At 34.0% G+C, this 20,354-nt stretch carries 17 protein-coding genes and 1 pseudogene; 12 read left to right on the top strand and 6 right to left on the bottom strand.

Translation table 11 applies throughout. The annotated features are described in order from the left end of the window. On the top strand, nt 1-1,268 hold a 1,268-nt coding region (gpmI, locus tag OUY_RS05880; protein ID WP_139686938.1), incomplete at its 5' end, for a 2,3-bisphosphoglycerate-independent phosphoglycerate mutase. 168 nt (nt 1,269-1,436) lie between these two features. Here the strand turns inward: gpmI and OUY_RS06920 are convergent. Further along, a pseudogene (locus OUY_RS06920) lies at nt 1,437-2,386 on the bottom strand (IS5 family transposase). 168 nt (nt 2,387-2,554) lie between these two features. Beyond that, on the bottom strand, nt 2,555-3,520 hold the full coding sequence (gene fabD, locus OUY_RS05865) for an ACP S-malonyltransferase (protein WP_179949533.1): 966 nt from the start codon (nt 3,518-3,520) through the stop codon (nt 2,555-2,557). Between the two features lie 125 nt (nt 3,521-3,645). On the opposite strand from fabD, the gene rpmE reads away from it, so the two are divergent. The 9 genes from rpmE to OUY_RS05815 all read left to right on the top strand — a co-directional run bounded on the left by rpmE (nt 3,646) and on the right by OUY_RS05815 (nt 14,401). Beyond that, nucleotides 3,646-3,858: a 50S ribosomal protein L31 gene (gene rpmE, locus OUY_RS05860; RefSeq protein WP_006013575.1), complete on the top strand. Its 213-nt coding sequence runs from the start codon at nt 3,646-3,648 to the stop codon at nt 3,856-3,858. Nucleotides 3,859-3,882: 24 nt separating this feature from the next. Continuing rightward, a complete protein-coding gene (locus OUY_RS05855) occupies nt 3,883-4,668 on the top strand; it encodes an NAD kinase (protein ID WP_139686936.1) in 786 nt (261 codons plus the stop codon). Nucleotides 4,669-4,751: 83 nt separating this feature from the next. Beyond that, a complete protein-coding gene (locus OUY_RS05850) occupies nt 4,752-6,014 on the top strand; it encodes a hypothetical protein (RefSeq protein ID WP_139686935.1) in 1,263 nt (420 codons plus the stop codon). A gap of 123 nt (nt 6,015-6,137) precedes the next feature. Further along, nucleotides 6,138-7,154, top strand: coding sequence for an extracellular solute-binding protein (locus OUY_RS05845; RefSeq protein ID WP_139686934.1), 1,017 nt, complete (start codon nt 6,138-6,140; stop codon nt 7,152-7,154). Between the two features lie 80 nt (nt 7,155-7,234). Continuing rightward, nucleotides 7,235-8,122, top strand: a complete 888-nt coding sequence (locus OUY_RS05840; protein WP_010402823.1) for an aspartate carbamoyltransferase catalytic subunit — start codon at nt 7,235-7,237, stop codon at nt 8,120-8,122. Between the two features lie 660 nt (nt 8,123-8,782). Continuing rightward, nucleotides 8,783-9,757, top strand: a complete 975-nt coding sequence (locus tag OUY_RS05830) for an ankyrin repeat domain-containing protein (RefSeq protein ID WP_139686933.1) — start codon at nt 8,783-8,785, stop codon at nt 9,755-9,757. Then, entirely contained in the window at nt 9,741-11,507 is a 1,767-nt protein-coding gene (locus OUY_RS05825) for a pentapeptide repeat-containing protein (protein ID WP_139686932.1), read from the top strand. The genes OUY_RS05830 and OUY_RS05825 overlap by 17 nt, the downstream gene beginning before the upstream one ends. Before the next feature lie 35 nt (nt 11,508-11,542). Then, nucleotides 11,543-12,151 (top strand): guanylate kinase, encoded by a 609-nt coding sequence (gene gmk, locus OUY_RS05820; protein WP_139686931.1) that lies wholly within the window; start codon nt 11,543-11,545, stop codon nt 12,149-12,151. Nucleotides 12,152-12,394: 243 nt separating this feature from the next. Continuing rightward, on the top strand, nt 12,395-14,401 hold the full coding sequence (locus OUY_RS05815; protein ID WP_139686930.1) for an ankyrin repeat domain-containing protein: 2,007 nt from the start codon (nt 12,395-12,397) through the stop codon (nt 14,399-14,401). Here OUY_RS05815 and sdhA read toward each other — a convergent pair. Together sdhA and OUY_RS05805 are read right to left on the bottom strand one after the other, a co-directional pair. Beyond that, nucleotides 14,373-16,172: a succinate dehydrogenase flavoprotein subunit gene (gene sdhA / locus OUY_RS05810; protein WP_139686939.1), complete on the bottom strand. Its 1,800-nt coding sequence runs from the start codon at nt 16,170-16,172 to the stop codon at nt 14,373-14,375. The two genes, OUY_RS05815 and sdhA, sit on opposite strands and share 29 nt — an antisense overlap. 208 nt (nt 16,173-16,380) lie before the next feature. Continuing rightward, nucleotides 16,381-16,791: a zinc-ribbon domain-containing protein gene (locus OUY_RS05805; RefSeq protein WP_139686929.1), complete on the bottom strand. Its 411-nt coding sequence runs from the start codon at nt 16,789-16,791 to the stop codon at nt 16,381-16,383. A 38-nt stretch (nt 16,792-16,829) separates the two neighbouring features. On the opposite strand from OUY_RS05805, the gene dapD reads away from it, so the two are divergent. Next, complete coding sequence (gene dapD, locus OUY_RS05800; protein WP_139686928.1) at nt 16,830-17,672, top strand: 2,3,4,5-tetrahydropyridine-2,6-dicarboxylate N-succinyltransferase; 843 nt, start codon at nt 16,830-16,832, stop codon at nt 17,670-17,672. On the opposite strand, the gene OUY_RS05795 is transcribed toward dapD, so the two are convergent. Beyond that, a complete protein-coding gene (locus tag OUY_RS05795) occupies nt 17,673-17,954 on the bottom strand; it encodes a DUF2610 domain-containing protein (RefSeq protein WP_010406917.1) in 282 nt (93 codons plus the stop codon). Then, a complete protein-coding gene (locus OUY_RS05790) occupies nt 17,955-18,326 on the bottom strand; it encodes a hypothetical protein (RefSeq protein WP_010406921.1) in 372 nt (123 codons plus the stop codon). It abuts the gene before it with no gap. 95 nt (nt 18,327-18,421) lie between these two features. On the opposite strand from OUY_RS05790, the gene OUY_RS05785 reads away from it, so the two are divergent. Further along, on the top strand, nt 18,422-19,450 hold the full coding sequence (locus OUY_RS05785) for a class I SAM-dependent methyltransferase (protein ID WP_010406924.1): 1,029 nt from the start codon (nt 18,422-18,424) through the stop codon (nt 19,448-19,450). Nucleotides 19,451-20,354 lie beyond the last annotated feature (904 nt).

The raw sequence follows: 20,354 nt of genomic DNA, 5'->3' as shown, positions 1-20,354 counted from the left end.
TGCAAAGCCTTCAGCGTATTAATCAAGCAATCGAAACGATAGAAAATAATGCAAATCTACAGAATTTTATTAATGATCTAAAAAGTAAGAATGGCATATGCCATATAATGGGATTGATATCAGATGGCGGTGTTCATTCGCATCAAAAGCACATTTCAGCTTTAGCAAACAAGATATCACAGCGCGGAATTAAAGTTGTAATACACGCATTTTTAGATGGCAGAGACACACTGCTAAATTCAGGGAAAAGATGCATTCAAGAATTTACAGAAAGCATAAAGGAAAATGATATAAGAATCGCCACTGTCTCTGGGCGTTATTATGCTATGGACCGTGATAATAGGTGGGAAAGAACAATTGAAGCTTATGAAGCCATCGCATTTGCAAAGGCGCCTCGTTATGATGATGCAGTATCGCTTATTGATGAAAATTATCAAAATAATATAACCGATGAATTTATCAGGCCCGCAATAATAGGAGATTATCAAGGTATAAAACCAGAAGATGGATTGCTATTGGCTAACTTTCGTGCTGATCGAATGATACAATTGGCAAGTATTTGTCTTGGTAAAGCAGGCTATACTGAAGTGGCAAAATTCTCTTCAATTTTAAGTATGATGCAATATAAAGCGGACTTAAAAATCCCTTATCTCTTTCCTCCTGAATCTTTTGCCAACACTTTGGGACAGATAATAGAAGACAATAAATTACGGCAACTGCGCATTGCAGAAACTGAGAAATATGCGCATGTGACTTTCTTTTTTAATTGTGGAAGAGAAGAACCTTTTTCTGGTGAAGAAAGAATACTAATTCCTTCACCAAAAGTTAAAACTTATGATTTGCAGCCTAAAATGTCAGCCTTTGAGCTCACAGAAGAGCTTGTAAAAAAAATTCATTCTCAAGAATTTGCGCTGATAGTTGTAAACTACGCTAACCCTGATATGGTGGGACACACAGGTAATATAAAAGCAGCCGAGCAAGCTGTGCTTGCTGTAGATGATTGCCTTGCAAAAGTACTCAGCGTTGTCAAAGAAGTGGGTAATACTGCACTCATTGTTACAGCAGACCATGGTAATGTGGAATGTATGTTCGATGAAGAAAATAACACACCTCACACAGCGCACACTCTAAATAAAGTTCCATTTATTATATCTTGTGAAAATTTAAAACTGAGAGATGGAAAATTATCTGATATTGCTCCTACTATTTTACAGCTACTTGGACTCAAAAAGCCAAATGAAATGACAGGTAGTTCGTTGATTGTATAATTTTTCGTATTACTCTCTATTCACAACTGTTGTAGTTTGAGACACCGGAAGGGTGCTATTCAAACAGCCCCTTGTCGTTTAGGTAGCCCATTCGGTGTCATCTCAGTGCTTGACGCTGGAATGTCTTTGTTGCATCACTCTTCGGATAATAGGTAACGTGGAATAAATTCATGAAGCTATCTCAAATTTAGCCATGCCTATATCAGTAAATTTGTTAAGCAAATAACACTTGAGTAGCAGTTCTCTCTCACGATTAACCTCAGATTTGTTTCTAAAACTAAAACCAAATGTTTGCTTCAGTCGCAAGAAAAAACTTTCTATATAAGATCTCTTCCCATAATTTATCTCTTTTTTCCACCTCTTCATACCATCTTCATCATATGACTTTATGAGCTTGATTGTAGAATTTCTCTCATCCATATAATCCAACTTTGGATGCTCTACTGCATTATTTTGCGGAGGAATCCTTGTCTTTATGTCAAGCTCATCGCACAGTTTGTATAACTTCTTTCGATTATATGCCCTGTCTGCATATAGTGTGCTTATATTATATTTAACATCAATCCTTGCAATAAGATCACATGCTCCATAGTGGTCAGAATAAACTCCGCCACTGTATTTTGCTGCTATAACTTTTTTGCTACCTATCTCTAGCATTACATGCAGTTTTCTTGTTTGCTCATAGCGGCGATACTTTCTATCTGTACCATTTGCCTTGCTATGACCTGGAATATTATTGTAGATCAGTACTATCTATGGCAATCTCAATATCTTCTGTATTATTTTTATCATGTCTTCGATCATTAATTTTGATGTTAAGTTTTTTTAAGCCTTCTTGAGGCCTGGGAATAGCTAATAACTTGCAAGTTTTTCCTTACTTGCTCAAGGTACCCTGCTATAAATCCCGCTGTTTGTCTCAGACCTATTCTAAATAAATAAGTTATTATGTGAACCAGAATCACGACCTTATCGCTATAAATATAGTTGCCACCAGCCATTTTTGGACCTTTTTCGTACCAATTTTCTATGGCATCATTGACGTAATAAAAAATATTTCCCCTCTCTTGGAGAAATTTGTTATATTCATGGCAGTTACTGACTCTCATTTTTTGTGGCATATTTTTCTTTAGTAGGTTAAATGCTTGTCTTATAGTGAATTTTGTCAGTAACTGCCAGTTCTTTTTATTTGACCTATGCAACAAAGCCATTCCAGTGTCAAGCACTGGAATGACACCATCATAAAGGAACTAGTGTTAGCTACTTGAATGATATTACATAGATATGCTTTAACTTAACCCAACTTTTAAATTTTTCGCTGTTAGTACTAATGATTCATCAAAGAAGCTATTAATATCACCAATACTATCTATATTTTTCACACTGATAGATTGGTTAATTCTTTTAACTAAATTGGATAAAACTTTGTTAGGGCCAACTTCAACAAACTTATTAGTGCCATGGCTTGTCATATATAAAACCATCTCTCTCCATCTTACTCTACTTACAACTTGCTTAGCGAGCAAAGCTCTTATGATCTCTGGATCACTTTCTTCCTTAGCTGTAACGTTTGATACAAAAGGAATCGAAGGGCGAGTTATGTTGATGCTTTTTAAAAATTCCAGAAGTTTTTCATCAGCAGGTTTCATAAAAGATGAGTGAAAAGGCCCACTAACTTGTAATTTTATCATTTTCTTGACACTTGAGTTTTTGAATAAATCAGGTAAGACCTCAAGAGCCTCTGCAGTACCACTCACCACTACCTGCCCACCACCATTATCGTTTGCAATTTCACAATCAATTTGAGCTGATTTTAATATACCTTCTACTTCGCTTATTTCTGCTCCAAGTAGCGCAACCATTCCACCTTTACATTTCAGTGAAGCTTCATGCATTGCTTCGCTACGAACTTTTAGCAATTTGACCGCAGACTCAAGCGTCAATGCCCCTGCAGCACACAGCGCTGCATACTCGCCAACTGAATGCCCACAAACATACTGAACGCTGTAAAGAGATTCACCAAATACGTGCTTCATAACACGTAGCGTTGCAATTGACACTGCCATTATAGCTGGCTGAGCGTTTTCCGTGATGGTTAATTTCTCAATAGGGCCATTGAAAATCAAATGAGACAGCTTTCTACCCAATATGTCATCTACTTCATCAAATACGTTCCTTGCAACTGAAAATTCATCATATAAGCTCTTTCCCATTCCTACAAATTGGGAGCCCTGACCAGGAAAAGCAAAAATCATAAAAAATTTTTCATTCTTCATTGAGAATACTACTTTATTTATTTTTTGTCAATATTTCACAATAATGATTGACCAAATGAACCAGATTCACTAAAATCTTAGCTGGTAAGAAATTTGTAAGAACAATGGCAGAAATCGATTATCACAAAGTTACTATAGTTATGACAGATGGTCAAGAGTTTGAAACTTATTCCACTTATGGAAAAGAAGGTCAAAGAATAAAGCTTGATAGAGATCCTCTTACTCATCCTGCATGGACTGGAAGTTTGACAAGCGGTTCAGGGGAGAAGGATAGTAAAATAGCTAAGTTTAATGATAAGTACGGGAGTCTTTTTTAGTTCCCCCCCCCTCTTTGATTTAACATGTATAAATATAAAAATGTAGGCTATATTGCTTCTTCGTTACCCAAGTCTCAGGAAGTATCTAAACTACTACAGAAACTCAATTTTATCAATATAGCAGAAGCAGGTAAGCATGAAGTTGATCTGCTGATAGTTGTTGGTGGCGATGGTTTTATGCTACGCACCCTACACAACTACGTCATAGGAAATAAAGATATACATGTGTATGGAATAAATACCGGTAACGTCGGATTTTTGATGAATAAATGCTTTGAAGATCTAATTGATCATATAGAACATGCAGTTCCTACTCAGCTAACTTTACTAAAAATGGAAGCCACAGACATAAGTGGCAAAAAACACCATTACATCGCAGTAAATGAAGTGTATGTCTTTAGAAATGCAAATCAAATAGTGGAGATGAATATTACCATTAATGATAAGCTAAAAGTAGAAAAATTCAGAGGAGATGGAATTATATTGTCTACCCCAACAGGTAGCACTGCATATAACTTCTCTGCCGGTGGGCCAATCTTACCACTTAATTCAAATTTACTTGCACTGACTTCCATTAATAGCTACTACCCAAGGCGTTGGAATGGAGCGCTAATCTCAAATGATACAATAGTGCAAATTGATATCAATGATGTGAAAAATCGTCCAGCACTTGTAGTATCAGATTACAAGGAATTTCACGAAATATCGCAGGTAAAAATACAGAAAGATCACGAAAATACAGTCACTCTACTTTTTGACAAAGATTGCCCTTTGAATGAAAGGATCTTTGATCAGCAGTTCTTATACTAATATTTATTCTTAAATTAGTATTCACTATATCTTAATAACTATAGCGTAATAAACATAACATTGTAATTAATTTTGGAGCGAATATGCCTGGATCAGGAAATAAAGATAACGTCACACTGGCTTCTCATACAACGGTGAGTGAAAATAGTGCAGCAACTCCACCAACACCAGCACCTAGAAACACAGCGTTACAAACAAATTCGGCTAGCGAATCAAGCTCTGATGAAGAAAGGCAAAAAGAATCGAATGTTGCAAATACAGAAACTATTTATGCATCCATAGAGCCAAATACAGAATCTCCAAAAAAGAGTCGTGATAATCAAACAGATAGTCAACATCCAACTCTAAGCAGATCAGTTTCACAAGAAACGGAATTTAATGAACCTTGTAATAGGAATGAAAGTGAAAAAAAACCTTTTGAAAATCTCAGTCAGCATAGCGATACACCTTCAACTTCTCCGCCATCATATAAGAAAGACGGCTCTGAAAATTCTTTGCTTGGAGATAATAAAAAAACAAACAGATTTTTACAGAAAGTAAAATATACGATGCAAAAGAAGAAAGTTACAATGCCTTTCGTAGGTCTTATTACGGCATGTTGTATTACGTCAATCGTTTTAGCTGTGAAGCAAAGAGAATTCATTGGATTCATCGGCAGCGTAAATCCTGTTACTATATTCGGCGTGGTATTAGCGTCTTGTTTAGTCTTGGGAATTACGTGGGAACTTATGCAAGCAGTCCGTACTAAGGAGCACAAGATTACAAAAAGAGACACTCAAGAAGTTTTAGGTGAGATATTAGATACACTTAAGCAAGATGAGAAATGCATCAAGTCTTTGGTATTAAAATATAGCAACGGTAATCGTGTTTACTTTACGTTTCACTCTCTTCCAGAAAAAGCAAAAAGTAATTCAAACATCGTAGAACTTACAGGCCAGCCAATCTATTACAAGAGTAAAGTAAATTCATTAATCAATGATAGAATATGGCTTCCTATCTTAGGAACAGTTCTTATTACTGGAAACATAACCTTCCCTTTAGCACTTTATTCAACAGGTGGTTTGAGCAATATAGTAAGTTCATACACAAATCCTACTATTTACTGGCCAATCGTTGCAATTTCAGGCACTCTACTGCTTTTCACTTTAGCTTGCACAATTCATCATTGGAGCAAAACTGATTTTAAAGATTATTTGTTATTACATAAACAAAATGCTAATAGTGAAAATCCTAATGAAACAGCTATTAAAACTGTAAAAAGCAGTCAAGAAAAGATTAGTTCAAAATTGTTACAAGTAGTTGCTGAACGATGTGGCCATCCAGATATTACTTATATTATTAATTAAATCTGGCTCGTACTTCTTTTTATCGCTATTCCAGTACTGTAACTGCAACGTTTTGAAGATTTACACTTGCTAAGACCTTGCTATTTTGATAGCTTGAGATGATAAAAAGGAAGGGGTTTGTTTATGAAAAAAGGTTTAATATTTATATCTTTAGTAGCGGCTTTATTGATAGTCGTTAATTTTTTATATAAAAATAGCGGAATTGATGATTCACAAGTAGTAAACGTTTATTCATCTCGTAAAGAAGAATTAGTACATAGTTTGTTTGATGATTTTACAAAAACCACTGGCATCAAGGTACGTTATATCATTGACGATTATTCCCAATTGCTTTTACGTATGGAAAATGGCGGTGAAGCTGATTTGTTTTTAACTGCAGATGCGGTGAATTTGATTTTAGCCAAAAAAAGAGGGCTCTTATCTCGAGTGGATTCAGAGACTCTAAAAAATGCCATACCTGCAAAATTTAGAGATAATGAAGATTATTGGTTTGGTCTCACAAAAAGAGCTAGAATATTGGTTTACAATAAAGAATCAGTAGATCCTAAGGAATTAAGTACCTATGAAGATTTGGCGAATGAAAAATGGAAAGGGAAAATATTAGTACGCTCTTCCACAAGTCCATATAACCGATCATTGATCGCTTTTATGATTGCAAAAAATGGTTTTGAAAAAACAAAAGAATGGGTGAGTGGAATTGTAAGCAACATGGCAAGAAAACCAAGCGGTGGTGACACAGATCAAATTTATGCTGTAGCCGCTGGTGAAGGCAATGTTGCAATAGTAAATAGCTACTACTTTGCAAGAATCCTTTCATCAGAAAATAAAAAGAATATCACAGAAAAGTTAGGAGCTTTCTTTCCGAGTGACGGTGTAATGGTGAATATTAGTGGTGCAGCAGTAACAAAAAACGCAAAACACAGAGAAAATGCCATAGCTTTATTGGAGTTTTTTGTAAGCAAACAGGCTCAAGAGATATATGCTAAAAAAAATCAAGAATATCCTATTGTTGAAGGTATTGAAACTTCTGATGTGTTAAAATCTTGGGGAAATTACCTACAAAGTACTCTGCCTATAAGTGAGCTTGAGAAGCATCTCTTTGAGGCTGTTATGATAGCAGATGAATGTAAGTGGAAATAAAATTTTATAGCTTCCTTCTACTTTACTTTAGAGTTGTGTAATTGAAATTAAGAAAGTAGAATAAGCTCAAAAAAGGAGCTATGGACAAGAGAAGGAATTTATTAAATATCTCAGACCTCACAATCGGTGATGTAGAAAATATAACTAAATTAGCCAACCAATACCTTGAAGAAAAAGTTGAAAATAGCCATGTTCTGAAAAATAAAATAGTTATAAACCTATTCTTTGAAGATTCAACACGTACGCTCGCATCTTTTGAAATAGCAGCAAAAAGCCTTGGAGCAAATGTTATAACTTTACCAATAAAATCTTCTTCTATTAACAAAGGGGAAGATCTAAAAGATATGATAAAAACACTAAATGCAATGAATCCTGACTATATGATAATCAGGCATAAAAGTAGTGGTATTATTAATACATTGGCAAAGCATGTCAACTGCTCGCTAATCAACGCAGGCGATGGAAGCAGTGAACACCCAACTCAAGCTCTTGCAGATTATCTCGTAATTATCAGTCATAAAAAGCAAATAAAGGACCTAAAAGTTGTAATATGTGGAGATATCTTGCACAGTAGAGTTGCAAGATCAAATATAAGATTGCTAAAAATGTTTGGAGCAAAAATAAGCTTGGTTGCTCCACCAACTTTGATTTGTAAGCATCTTCCTGAAGTATATTCACTTCACTATTCATTAATCGAAGGTATAAAGGATGCTGACGTAATTATGCTTTTAAGATTGCAAAAAGAGCGCATGAATAATAATTATTCAGAAAAAGAATATTTTCACTTGTATGGACTTGATGCACAAAAACTATCGCACGCAAAACCAGATGCAATTGTTATGCACCCAGGACCAATAAATAGAGGTATCGAAATTAGCAATGATATAGCAGATTGTGTTATTTTACAGCAAGTAAAGTTTGGATTAGCAACGCGTAAGGCAGTACTGCACTATTTAATAAATGTTTAAGTTAAAAATTAATGTTTAAGGAATTTTAGACATAATGACCCTCCTATAAAGAAAAGATTTAGAAAAATATAACACACCTTATGACAGAAATTAAGCGTACGTGTACGCACTGAAGTAGACTGTGCTATATTTTTTATTGAGAAATTAATTGAAAAGTCTGCAGACTTGAATAAGGTGGATTTCGAGCTCTAAAATACCCTCATTTTTACTGATAATAATCAACTTACCAAATGTGTCAAGTATTTTTTTGCATTTAATTTACAACTACGAACGTTTATTTGCAAAAAATACTATAAACATAAAATGATAGATGTCATAAAAGTAGCCAGCACTGGCATCCAGTTAAATTTGTGAGTTAAAAGTTATGCTAAAATATAACGTTTCTAATGATGATGGAAAATGGATCCCAGTGTCGGAGCACTGGGATGACATTGTTTAGTACGCAAATTACCACAATGTTCATACAGCTGTATACTGATTTCTTTAATGTCCGTACAGTTGTATGTCAGCTACTCGAATGGCAATTTCAGATAAAACCTAGATAAAAGAGAAAATAAATTTTTACATAATCATATTTGTACAATAACTAAAGCACTTTTTACTGTAGATTAATCATTTGATTATAGTATCATTTTAATTAAGCCTATATTTGCAATGTTTATGAAATATAAAGCATTCTTCATACTATTAATTGTTATATCTAACCTGCTTGCTGCAGAACAGCCTGAAGAAAATAAAAATGAAAGCAGTATAAATCAAGAAGACGTATCGAAAAGCAACACTGATGCTGAAAAAACTTCTCCGCTTCTGAGCGAACTCAAAGAAATCACAGACCCAACAAATGTAATCAATGAAGAAGTACCTTCAAGTAATCAAACAAACCTACAGTCTGAAGAGGAGACTAATATAAAAGATACCAAAGCTCTAACAAGTCCTTTATCAGAAGAAAAAAAAGAAGAACCTGAAGAGAAGAAAATCAGTCACAATAATCAAACAAACCTACAGCCTGAAGAGGAGATTAGCAAAAAAGACACCGAACTTTCAACAAGCCAATTAACAGAGAAAAAGAAAGAAGAACAGCCTGACAATATAACACCTGTGAACAAAGAAAATGAAGAAAGCGAAAAATGGACAAAGCTAAACAAAGAAATAAAAAAACATAAAAGCAAGTCTATATATAAAAGACAATATGATAGCCTAAATGAGCACCTTCCTAAAACTATATTTACTGATGATTACAGTAAGCAATTTTTTTACTGCATCAAGAAGGGCAACTTAATTTGTCTAAGAGGAGTAATAAATAAGCTAGAAAAAATTGGATTAACAATTCAAGAAATACTAAGATTTAGAAATAAATTGGGTGATACTCCTCTAATTTATGCAGTGAAACAAGGTGAAATAGACACAGTTCGCTTTCTCTTATTACAAGGTGCTGATCCTAGAGTAGTTGATAATAATTTTAAGTCCCCTATTGAAATAGCAATCGAAAGGAATCAGATCAACATAATAAACGCAATTGCCGAAATGATGCCATACCTTTTAGAGGATAAAGAAATAAACAATCAAGAAAACTCAGAGATGTATAACTTTGCTATAAAAACAAAAGAAAACACGCGTGATGCAAAAGATAATTAGACTTTTGATATTAATTTTAGTTGGTCATTTATGCTATGGAGATGATGCAATCAATGATTTTTTAAGCGCTCTGCATGATGTAAAATACGTATCTTACAACACAAAAGATTTTGCTAAATTTTTAGTACAGTGTAATAAAGCCAGCATACCACAAGATTTTAAGAAAGGTTTTGGTCCTAATTTAAATGGTGCTAATTTTAGTCAATTGTATTTAAGCAAATCTATTTTTGATGGAGTAAGTTTAATTGGTGCCGATTTTTCTAACACCGATTTATCAGATGTGTCTTTTATCGATGTTGATTTACGTGGTGCCAATTTTTCCAGTGCTAATTTACATGGCGTTAAAATAAAAGGCACAAATTTAAGTTTTTCAAAATTTGCTTCTACAAATTTAACAGATATCATATTTGATCAGTCTAATATCAGTTATGCTGATTTTATCAATTCTAATCTCAACAAAGTAAGTATGCGTAATATAATTGGTTTGCATACCAAGTTTTTGAATGTAAAAATGAATTTCTCCAATTTATCAAACTCAAGTGCCAGCTACATCAATTTTAGTGATAGTGAAATAAACGACACTGTTATGCAGAAAAATAATTTCGACAACGCAAGTTTCTTTGGAGTGGATGCACATAAGCTCAAGGTACAATTTTCTTCATTAAAAAATGCTAACATATATGGTGCAGAAATAAAAAAATCGGATTTTACAGGTAGCAATCTTTCGAACGCCTATTTTAATGCTTCTATTATAGTTGATAGTAACTTTGAAAAAGCCAATTTAAGCAATTCACAAATTTCCTATGTGAAAGGGGATAATTCAAACTTCATTAAATCTATACTAAATGGTTCCAAGATAAAACATGCATATGTTTTCGAAGCAGACCTTCAGGATGCTGACTTATCTAATATTGATTTTAGTTTTAGTGAATTGTATAAAGTTAACGCCTATGATGCTAACATTTGTCACGGAAAGTTTCATAATACTAAAGTTGTGAATTCTGACATGAATGGTTCGTTCTTTGACCATTCATTGTTTACCTCTGCAAAAATAGAAGATTCAGATCTTTCCACAACTTCAATGTATAAGACAAAAATTAAAGACTCTCAAATTTATAATAGTACTCTTTCCCACCATAATATGGATTCGAGTGAGATAGAAAATTCAATATTCTTCAAATTATTAGCTGATAATTCGAGCTGGTCTAAGTCAAAAGTCACTAATTCAAACTTTATTGAAAGTGATTTCAAATCCTCCGTGTTTTATGATAATGCCTTTAGAAAGACTAGTTTTTTTCTTAGCAATTTGAGTAATTCAACAGTGAGTGATGTCTCTTTCCTCTCTTCAAGCATATATAAAAGTTCAATTGCTGATATTCATTTAACAGATTGCAAATTTGATAATTCAATTTTGATTGACAATCAAGGACAGACAAAAATTACAAATCTAGAGAATGCCATAACTTCAATTAAAGATCTGCAAGAGAAAATATCGCAGGGCAAAAAATTTGATGTAAATTATTCTTACTTTGAGTTTAAGGATATGAATTTAGAAAATGCTAATTTTTCTAATTCAATATTAAGTAGAGCAAAGTTTGTAAACGTTAATTTGAATAAGGCAAATCTTGAAAAAGCCGATTTACGTTATACTGTCTTTGATAATTCCTCTCTTATTGATGCCAATTTATCAAATTCTAATTTAGAGGGCTCTAGTCTTTTAAACTTTGATTCAAAAAATACAAAGTCTTAAAAAAGCTCTATAATGTACTTGTTAAATAAAGAAAAATGACCGTAAAAAATGAGGGCATAATACTGATTCTATCCTCTCCTTCTGGAGCTGGAAAAACTACTATATCAGAAAAATTACTTGAGCAATCAACTGATTTAGTTATGTCTGTTTCTATGACTACACGCAAACCTCGTCCCGGTGAAGTAAACGGAAAAGACTATTTTTTCGTTACTGAAGAAAAGTTTCACGAACTATGTAAGGCTGGTCAAATGCTTGAATATGCCAAAGTTTTTGAGAATTTTTACGGTATACCAAAAGATTTTATAGAACAAAACCTGAGCAGTGGAATAAGTGTTTTACTGAATATAGATTGGCAAGGAGCATTTCATTTGTTTGAAATCTTAAGAGAAAAAGTTGTAAGTGTTTTTATACTACCTCCCTCAATGGAAGAGCTTAGACTGCGTCTACAAAGGCGTAATAGTGATGATGAAATTGAAATAGAGCGTAGATTAGCCGAAGCGCAAAAAGAGATAAGTAAAAGTAATAAATATGATTACGTAATAATTAATGATGATCTTGATAAAAGCGTAGAAGAAATAAAATCAATACTAAGTAAAGGAATGCTTAAAAAATTAGAAGAAAAATCAAGTTTGAAAGATCTATAAAAACATTGGTTTGTCTCTTTCAGAGCACTCATGCTTCACAGTTTAGCCACATTTATTATTTTTTAAGATAAAATAGTTAAAATAGTAGACAAGTGCTAAAGTGGGGATTTGACTATGACAATAGATTTTCTAATAGAAACTAGTTTTCTGCCTTTTCACCTATATTTCGATAACATCTAGCTCAATTTAAAAGTTTAATACAATTCGTTAACGCCAAATAGCTTTTAATATTGAGGTTTTAATATGAGTATAGATCTAAGTGTATCAGTTACTAATGCAAACAAACTAGATAAACATATAAACAAAAATGAAAAACAAGATAAAAAAGACAAGCAATTGTATAATATTATAGAGAGAAAGGTAAAAAAAGAAAAACATCAGCATAAAAAACCAGGAAGTCGAGATGGAACACTCAAGGAATGTAAAAGGTTATTTAAGGAAGGCGCTAGTCCTGAAGTATTAACTAAATTAGAAGAATCGCTTAGAGAACAGGAAAAATATCACAGATATTATGTCCAATGTTTCCTTCCAGTGCTAGGTGAAGTAATAGAACGATCGAAAAGAATATCAAATGAAACAAAAAAACAAGTAATTTCTGAAGTCACTAAAAGTTGTTTTAGTAGGCACAGCAAACAAGACAGTGGCTACGGTAGCGATTTTGAAGATGAAATAAACGGAATATCGGATTCTGATAATGACGTTCAATTACTAAATGCAATCCAAAATGGAAACAACAGGAAATTTAGAAAATACCTAAAAGATTGCACAAATGTCAGTGGCATAACAGATGAAAAAGGAAATAATATTTTACACCTTATTGCATCGCTCAAAAAGAAACAAAAGCTTAAGTTTCTAGATACCTTGATAAAAATAGCTAACGAGAAAAATTTAGTACAACTTGTTGATAGTGAAAATCAAGAAGGAAAGACTCCTTTTCAGGTAGCACTAATTAACAAGATAATAAAAGGGAAACATGAGTCTAATACAGTTAGAAGTAGCAATAATACACTTAAGTTTCTTACAAAATTGTTAAAGTATGGAGCCAAGCTAAGCTTACCTACAGAGGATTTAGAAAAATTATCTAAAAAGCAAAATGAATACTATCTTAAATTTTTAGAGAAATTGGCTGAGCGAAAACCAGAAATAAAAACAAAAGTTGAAGAAGTTATAGCCCATACCATAAATACTCCAGATAGTAATGATAATTATCAACTACATTTAGCAATTAAAGATAAAGATGAAAAATCTTTTAAGGAATTATTGAAAAAAGGAGCAGATATCAACCTTAAAGATGCAAATGGCAATAATGCTTTACACCATATTGCCTTGCTGAGAGGGAAGCAAAAAGTTACATGCTTGAAATTAATATCAGCCTTAGTAAAAGAAAGAAAAATATCTGAAGATAAATTAGATGAATCTATAAAAGCAACTAACAGGCAAGGCAATACACCTCTAGAATTAGCACTAAAGAAAAAAGCAGAAAAAAAAAGTATCGAATACCTATCGCAAGAAACAATTTTTGATTTAGCAACTAATTATGATAATACAACAAAGTTTTGTGCAGCATTATTACAAAACGGTGCTAACCCTGATTCTTTATGGTTAGAAGATCCAGAATTCCATACTAAAAAGTACTATTTAACTTTACGAGATCTAAAAGATTGTTCAAGCACTCCACAGAAAGCACAGGAGAAAGCTAAAGAACTAAAAGAGAAGCTTGAGGAAAAATACCACTGTGGAACTGCTTCGAAAAAATGTCAATCAGGCATTAAAAAGCTAGGTTCTGGTGTAAAAAAAGGAGCATCTGCTGTATGGAAATGCATTGATCCGGGCAGGAGAGCTAGTGTATTGTTAGCAATCACAGTAGCAACTACTATTATTACAATGGTAACACTTTCTTGCTTCCAAGGACAAATTGCAATTGAAGCAGCGTTACCCATCATAGCTATAACAGGAGTGGTGTGTCTGATATTCACTTTGGGACTTAGCGACATTAGGAAGTCTGTTAAGGAATTAACCAACGATAAGCAAAGCCGTAAAGATGATCACCTAGCTGCAAAACAACCTGAAAATATTACTGAACAACAAAATTTAGCTAACAACTCATCAGAGCAAGAAGTACAAAGATCGTCAAATCAATCGGAGCATACAGAAAGCCCAGCTACTCAAATGAGCTATGTATCAATACTACGTCAATTTATAAATAAACCAGATGGGTTAACTAATAAATTCTCTTTTCCGGGGCGATGAAATCAATCTCATCGCTCAGAGTTTTTTCAGCAACTTTTTTATAGTCAATTTCTACACTAACTTGGCTTTTCTCTTCTTTAAGCCATGCTATAGTATGCTTCATCCAGTTTTTATCATCACGTTCAGGGAAATCTTCACGAGCATGAGCACCCCTGCTTTCCTCGCGATTAGCTGCGCATTCCATGGTAATAACTGCTTGTGGAATCATATTGGCAAGCTCCAGCGCTTCAACCAAATCACTATTCCATATCATACTGCAATCTTCAACTGCAATGTTAGGCATCATTTTTGCTACTTCTTTTATAGCTTTTTTACCTTCCTCTAAAACTTCAGCAACACGGAATACCGATGCATATTTCTGCATAGTGTGCTGCATTTCACTTCGTATTTTTGCTACTTTGAACTCTCCGGAAGCAAATCGCATTTTATTAAATCTATCTACTATCAAGTCTGTGCAGTCTGAATGCAATTTTTTATGTGGTGTATCAGGTTTCAATTTTTCTTTTGCCCTAAGCGCGGCAGCTCTACCAAAAACCACAAGATCAAGAAGCGAGTTGGAACCTAGTCGATTTGCACCATGTACAGAAACACATGCTGCCTCTCCTATTGCAAATAATCCTTCTACCACTTCTTCTTTACCTTTTTGCAACGTGATCACTTCCCCATGATAGTTGGTTGGAATACCTCCCATGTTATAGTGAACAGTTGGAATAACAGGTATCGGATCTTTAGTAACATCAACTCCTGCAAAGGTCTTTGCTGTTTCACTAATACCTGGCAATCTGAGCTTTATTACTTCCGGATCAAGATGAGCTATATTCAAGTACATGTGATCTTTCTTTGGCCCAACTCCCCTTCCCTCTCTAATTTCAATTGTCATTGCTCGACTTACTACATCACGAGAAGCCAAATCTTTTGCCTTTGGCGCATAACGTTCCATAAACTTCTCACCCTGAGAATTAACGAGGTACCCACCTTCACCGCGGCATCCTTCCGTCATCAAGCACCCTGAGCCATATATTCCTGTTGGATGAAATTGCACAAACTCCATATCTTCAAGTGGCAACCCAGCTCTTACCACCATGCCATTACCATCACCTGTGCAGGTGTGTGCACTTGTTGCAGAAAAATAAACACGTCCATAACCACCTGTTGCTATTACCACAGAATGTGCACGAAATCTATGCAACGTACCATCACACAGCGACCAAGCTATCACCCCACAGCATGTCCCTTTGTCCATAATCAAATCGATTACAAAATATTCGACAAAAAATTCAGCGTTAAATTTAAGACATTGCTGATATAGAGTATGAAGAATTGCATGCCCAGTTTTATCTGCTGCTGCACAAGTACGCTGAGCCGATTTTCCTTTACCAAAGTGAGTTGTCATTCCACCAAAGGCACGCTGATATATTTTTCCATCTTCCGTACGAGAAAAGGGTACACCAAAATTTTCAAGTTCAATCACAGCTTTGGCAGCATTTTTACACATATACTCTATTGCATCTTGATCGCCAAGCCAGTCTGAACCTTTTATTGTATCATATGCATGCCAGCGCCAGTCATCTTCAGCAATATTACTCAAAGCTGCACTAATTCCTCCTTGCGCTGCAACTGTATGACTTCGTGTAGGGAAAATTTTAGAAATGCAGGCAACTGAAAAATTAGTTGCAGCCATTCCAAGTGTTGCTCTAAGCCCTGCTCCACCTGCACCTACTATCACCACATCATACTCATGCTCTATGATTTCATACGCTGACTTATCCATATCCACTTATTTTATCATCACAGGCTTATAATATCACAGAAGTAGAAAAAATCTATACAAGTTTTCTGGATGTAAGCTTCTGAAACAAATCTATAGTAAACGATGTAATAACAATCATAGGGCGTCATGAAAGTAGCTGAAATTGGAATGACACTATCATAAAGGAATAAGTGTAGTTATTTGCATAACATTGATGACTTATGCCTATTTAATTAGATCTAAAATTAGATAGAAAAAGGTAATCTTGATAAAACTCATTTACAACAAGTTCTCTCGCACTTGAATTTTCCGTTTGCACTTTTTTGTATCCTAATTTATGGCTTATTGAAGCTTTATATGCACTAACTGCTTTATATATCTTACTTACCTCTCCTGGAAAGATACCACCAACAATTATAACGCATAACCCTGCAACTGTTGCAAAAGCTAGAGTTAAACTTTGCCTCCAGTTAGCTTTTTTTTCTTGTATACCAGCAGGACACAATTCACTTGACATTTCTTTTAGATACTCATGCCACATGTGATTGCAGTTTGTACATTTCACTTTTCTTCCAGATTCACCTATTTGCCCACGAGATACTAAGTAAGTTTTAGTACAATTATGACATTGTATTTTCATAGTGCTTACGTATAAAATAATATAAATTTGATATCAATATGTATATAATAAATGAAAAATTTGCAACTAAAAAATTACAAGATGAGATAGAAAATATTTGGAAAGATAAAGAAAAACTTAACGACTATAATCTAAAACACGAAGCAAGATTAATAATCAAAGAGGTAATTGAGTTACTTGACAGTGGTAAAATTAGAGTAGCAGAAAAGCTATCAAGTGGAGAATGGATAGTACATAAGTGGATAAAGCAGTCAATATTATTACATTTCCTCACTGAGGAAAGCAAAATAATAGACAACACCAATTGCTGGTTTGACAAAATCGGTAGTAAGTTTAGTGAATGGAATGAAGAAAAATTTTACCATTCAAAAATTAGAGCAGTTCCTGGGTGTTTTGTCCGCCAATCTGCTTACATAGGTAAAAATGTTGTTCTAATGCCAAGCTTTATCAACGTTGGTGCATACATTGATTCTGGCACAATGATAGACACTTGGTCAACAGTTGGTAGTTGTGCACAAATAGGGAAAAACTGCCATATTTCCGGTGGAGTGGGAATAGGCGGAGTTCTTGAGCCCATTCAAGCTTCTCCAGTCATTATAGAAGATAATTGCTTCATTGGAGCGCGTAGTGAGGTAGCCGAAAGTGTTATAATAAGAGAAGGATCAGTCCTTGGCATGGGTGTGTTTATTGGAGCATCAACAAAAATTATTGACAGAGAAACAAGCAAGGTATTTTATGGTGAAGTACCACCTTACTCTGTAGTTGTACCAGGATCTACTCCACCTAAAAATAACATTTCAACCTATTGTGCAGTTATAGTAAAAAAAGTGGACGAGAAGACGAGATCAAAAACTTCTATAAATGAAATATTGAGAACCTAACTACTTGCAGTCATTTTTTTTATCATTATTACTAACTACAGTAATAGCATATGCACATAATTCTGAGAAAGAGATTCCATTTTCTTTAGATAACTTATATAATTTTTGCAGACTTTCTTTGACTCTATTAGGTATGTTTCCTCCACGCTCCTTTGCAAGCCAGGAATCTTGATAGTGAATTGGATGAGTATCACTCTTTGGATCTCCTATGTATATTGCAAAAGGTGAACTTTGCCCTTTGAAATCACACTGTACAGTAAATTTTTTTATAGACTCAACCATTTAAAGACCTCTGCTTTTCTTTTTAACCGATTTTATAGAAGGTACAAGAGGTGGTTTTTTGATAAAATCTTGCCTATTGAAAACACTTTCTTCCCCTTCTAAAGCTCTGCGAATATCAGCTCTGCTCAATTGTGACTCTTTTGCTAACCTCATTCCATGCTTTACCATAATATTAGCATATGCTAACACTTTTTTTACCAACTCTAGGTCACCATTCAGCATTTTAACTAATGCTTGAAATACCTCCGCTAAAGTTAATCCATCAGCACCTACAACCTTATTTTCTACAAAATTGACAACTTCTTCAAATTTATATTCAACACCATCATCTTGAGGTATAAGGGTAACATAATCCGTATCTTGACTATTCATAACCAAAGCACTATCGCCTTTAAACTTATATTATATATATAAATACTCCACTATTTTATAGTATGGCACGCTATAGTTAAACATTTATTAATAATATGCTTACTTATATACACGAATTAATTGATAAAAGCCAAGGATCAATATCCATCAGTAATTTTATGAATGCTGCTCTATATCATAAAGAGTACGGCTATTACATGAATAAATTACCACTTGGCAAAGATGGTGACTTCATTACTGCACCTGAAATTAGTCAGCTATTTGGTGAAACAATTGCAGTGTGGATAATAAATACATGGGAAAAATTAGGAAAGCCATCAAAATTTTCTCTAGTTGAACTTGGACCAGGTAAAGGAACACTCATTCATGATGTAATAAGAGTCACCAAAAAATATAGCTGTTTTTTTAGCTCAATGGACATTCATCTAGTTGAGATAAGCCCTATTTTACAGAAAATACAAAAGGAAAAATTAAAGGGATTAGATATTAATTGGCACACAGATGTCGACAACTTACCAAATCAGCCAACTATTTTTTTTGCAAATGAGTTCTTTGATGCTCTTCCAATTGATCAGTTTGTTTATCGTGATGGGCAGTGGTATGAAAATAGAGTAATAAAACAAGATGATGGCAGTCTTTCATTATCACTCCAGTGCTTAACCAGACCAAAAACTGGATTCCAGACTGGAATGACAGGGGGTTTCAATGGTGCAGTAGTGGAAGTATGCCTAGCCGGAATCGAAATATTAAAGAAACTTGAGAATAAGATAGTCAATAACGGAGGAGCTGCCCTGATTATAGATTATGGTTATGTATATCCTGAATATAAGAGCACTTTGCAATCGATAAGGCAGCATAAATATACTAATTTTCTTGAAAACGTCGGTAATAGTGACATCACTGCACTTGTGAACTTTCAATCATTAAAAGATTCATTAAGGCACGTAAATTGTGAGATTTTGACTCAAAGAGAATTTTTACACCTTTTTGGTATAAAGGAAAGAGCACAAGCTTTAATGAAAAATGCAAGTAATGAACAGAAGAATAAGATCTTCAGTGAATTTTTAAGGTTAACTGAAAATATGGGTACTCTCTTTAAGGTAATGCTGATTCACCATTTGTAGTCTTGTGTAGTTCTTATGTTAAACATACAAATACTAAAAAATTTACAGAATAAAAAAGGTAAAAGAAACGTATCTGTTCAGCAGAGTAGCAAAATAAGATAGACAGATAAGACTATCATAGGAACAAATAGGTGTCATGCAAGTAGCTGACACTGGCATGACAACAAAAAAGTTACTCAAATGACACCCTTTTGATGCACAATTTTTGGTGCATCACGTACTGATTTTCATCCAAGACGATGTCATGCAAGTAGCTGACACTGGCATCCAGCCTTTTCGCGCAAAAAACGTTGTAAAGTGTTTACCAACTTAGTTGGATCCCAGCTGGAATAACACTTGGTTATGCAAGAAATCTATTGTCAAAAAAATTACTTCCGCATATTTTGAATCTGATTATAATGACAATTAGAGATATTTTAAGAGCTCAAAATCTATCTTTGTCTGCAGACTTTCAGTTAACTTTTCAATAAAAAACGTAGCGTATCTTTTTCAGCGTATACACACGTCTGTCATATGTGCGCTGCATTTTTTTCTAATCTTTTTATACAGGAGGATTTTATGTCCAGAATTCCAGATACTTGACCTTTACTTTAGCTAATAACAGGCGCCTGTGATTTTTATAAAGAAAGTGTAGGAAATAACCAAAAACTGTTTCCAGGCATAAATTTGCCATGTATACCTAAAAATTAATTATATTAGCATAATATTCATACTTATATGCTAATATTAATATTCTTTGAATGGAATACGAAATTAATGTTGAAAAAATATGTACCAAAAAATTTATGTGGGATCTATGCCGAAGCTCAAATTGCATGACACCATTTATTTTTATGGTTTTGTCTATTTTATTTTGCCACTCTGCTAAACGGATACATTTAATTCCATTTTTATCGAGCAGATA

Origin of the sequence: Wolbachia endosymbiont of Leptopilina clavipes, from assembly GCF_006334525.1 — a bacterium.
GTDB lineage: Bacteria > Pseudomonadota > Alphaproteobacteria > Rickettsiales > Anaplasmataceae > Wolbachia.
Note: the sequence above shows the minus strand (reverse complement) of the source record. Positions and strands in the feature narration are given on the sequence as shown.

Bases quoted from the DNA above. Each gene is read 5' to 3' on its own strand.
- OUY_RS05795 (WP_010406917.1), bottom strand. From the start codon at position 17,954: ATGGTTGAGTCTATAAAAAAATTTACTGTACAGTGTGATTTCAAAGGG.
- fabD (WP_179949533.1), bottom strand. From the start codon at position 3,520: ATGATTTTTGCTTTTCCTGGTCAGGGCTCCCAATTTGTAGGAATGGGA.
- OUY_RS05790 (WP_010406921.1), bottom strand. From the start codon at position 18,326: ATGAATAGTCAAGATACGGATTATGTTACCCTTATACCTCAAGATGAT.
- OUY_RS05785 (WP_010406924.1), top strand. From the start codon at position 18,422: ATGCTTACTTATATACACGAATTAATTGATAAAAGCCAAGGATCAATA.
- rpmE (WP_006013575.1), top strand. From the start codon at position 3,646: ATGGCAGAAATCGATTATCACAAAGTTACTATAGTTATGACAGATGGT.
- gmk (WP_139686931.1), top strand. From the start codon at position 11,543: ATGACCGTAAAAAATGAGGGCATAATACTGATTCTATCCTCTCCTTCT.
- OUY_RS05825 (WP_139686932.1), top strand. From the start codon at position 9,741: ATGCAAAAGATAATTAGACTTTTGATATTAATTTTAGTTGGTCATTTA.
- sdhA (WP_139686939.1), bottom strand. From the start codon at position 16,172: ATGGATAAGTCAGCGTATGAAATCATAGAGCATGAGTATGATGTGGTG.
- OUY_RS05840 (WP_010402823.1), top strand. From the start codon at position 7,235: ATGGACAAGAGAAGGAATTTATTAAATATCTCAGACCTCACAATCGGT.
- OUY_RS05850 (WP_139686935.1), top strand. From the start codon at position 4,752: ATGCCTGGATCAGGAAATAAAGATAACGTCACACTGGCTTCTCATACA.
- OUY_RS05805 (WP_139686929.1), bottom strand. From the start codon at position 16,791: ATGAAAATACAATGTCATAATTGTACTAAAACTTACTTAGTATCTCGT.
- OUY_RS05830 (WP_139686933.1), top strand. From the start codon at position 8,783: ATGAAATATAAAGCATTCTTCATACTATTAATTGTTATATCTAACCTG.
- OUY_RS05815 (WP_139686930.1), top strand. From the start codon at position 12,395: ATGAGTATAGATCTAAGTGTATCAGTTACTAATGCAAACAAACTAGAT.
- dapD (WP_139686928.1), top strand. From the start codon at position 16,830: ATGTATATAATAAATGAAAAATTTGCAACTAAAAAATTACAAGATGAG.
- OUY_RS05845 (WP_139686934.1), top strand. From the start codon at position 6,138: ATGAAAAAAGGTTTAATATTTATATCTTTAGTAGCGGCTTTATTGATA.
- OUY_RS05855 (WP_139686936.1), top strand. From the start codon at position 3,883: ATGTATAAATATAAAAATGTAGGCTATATTGCTTCTTCGTTACCCAAG.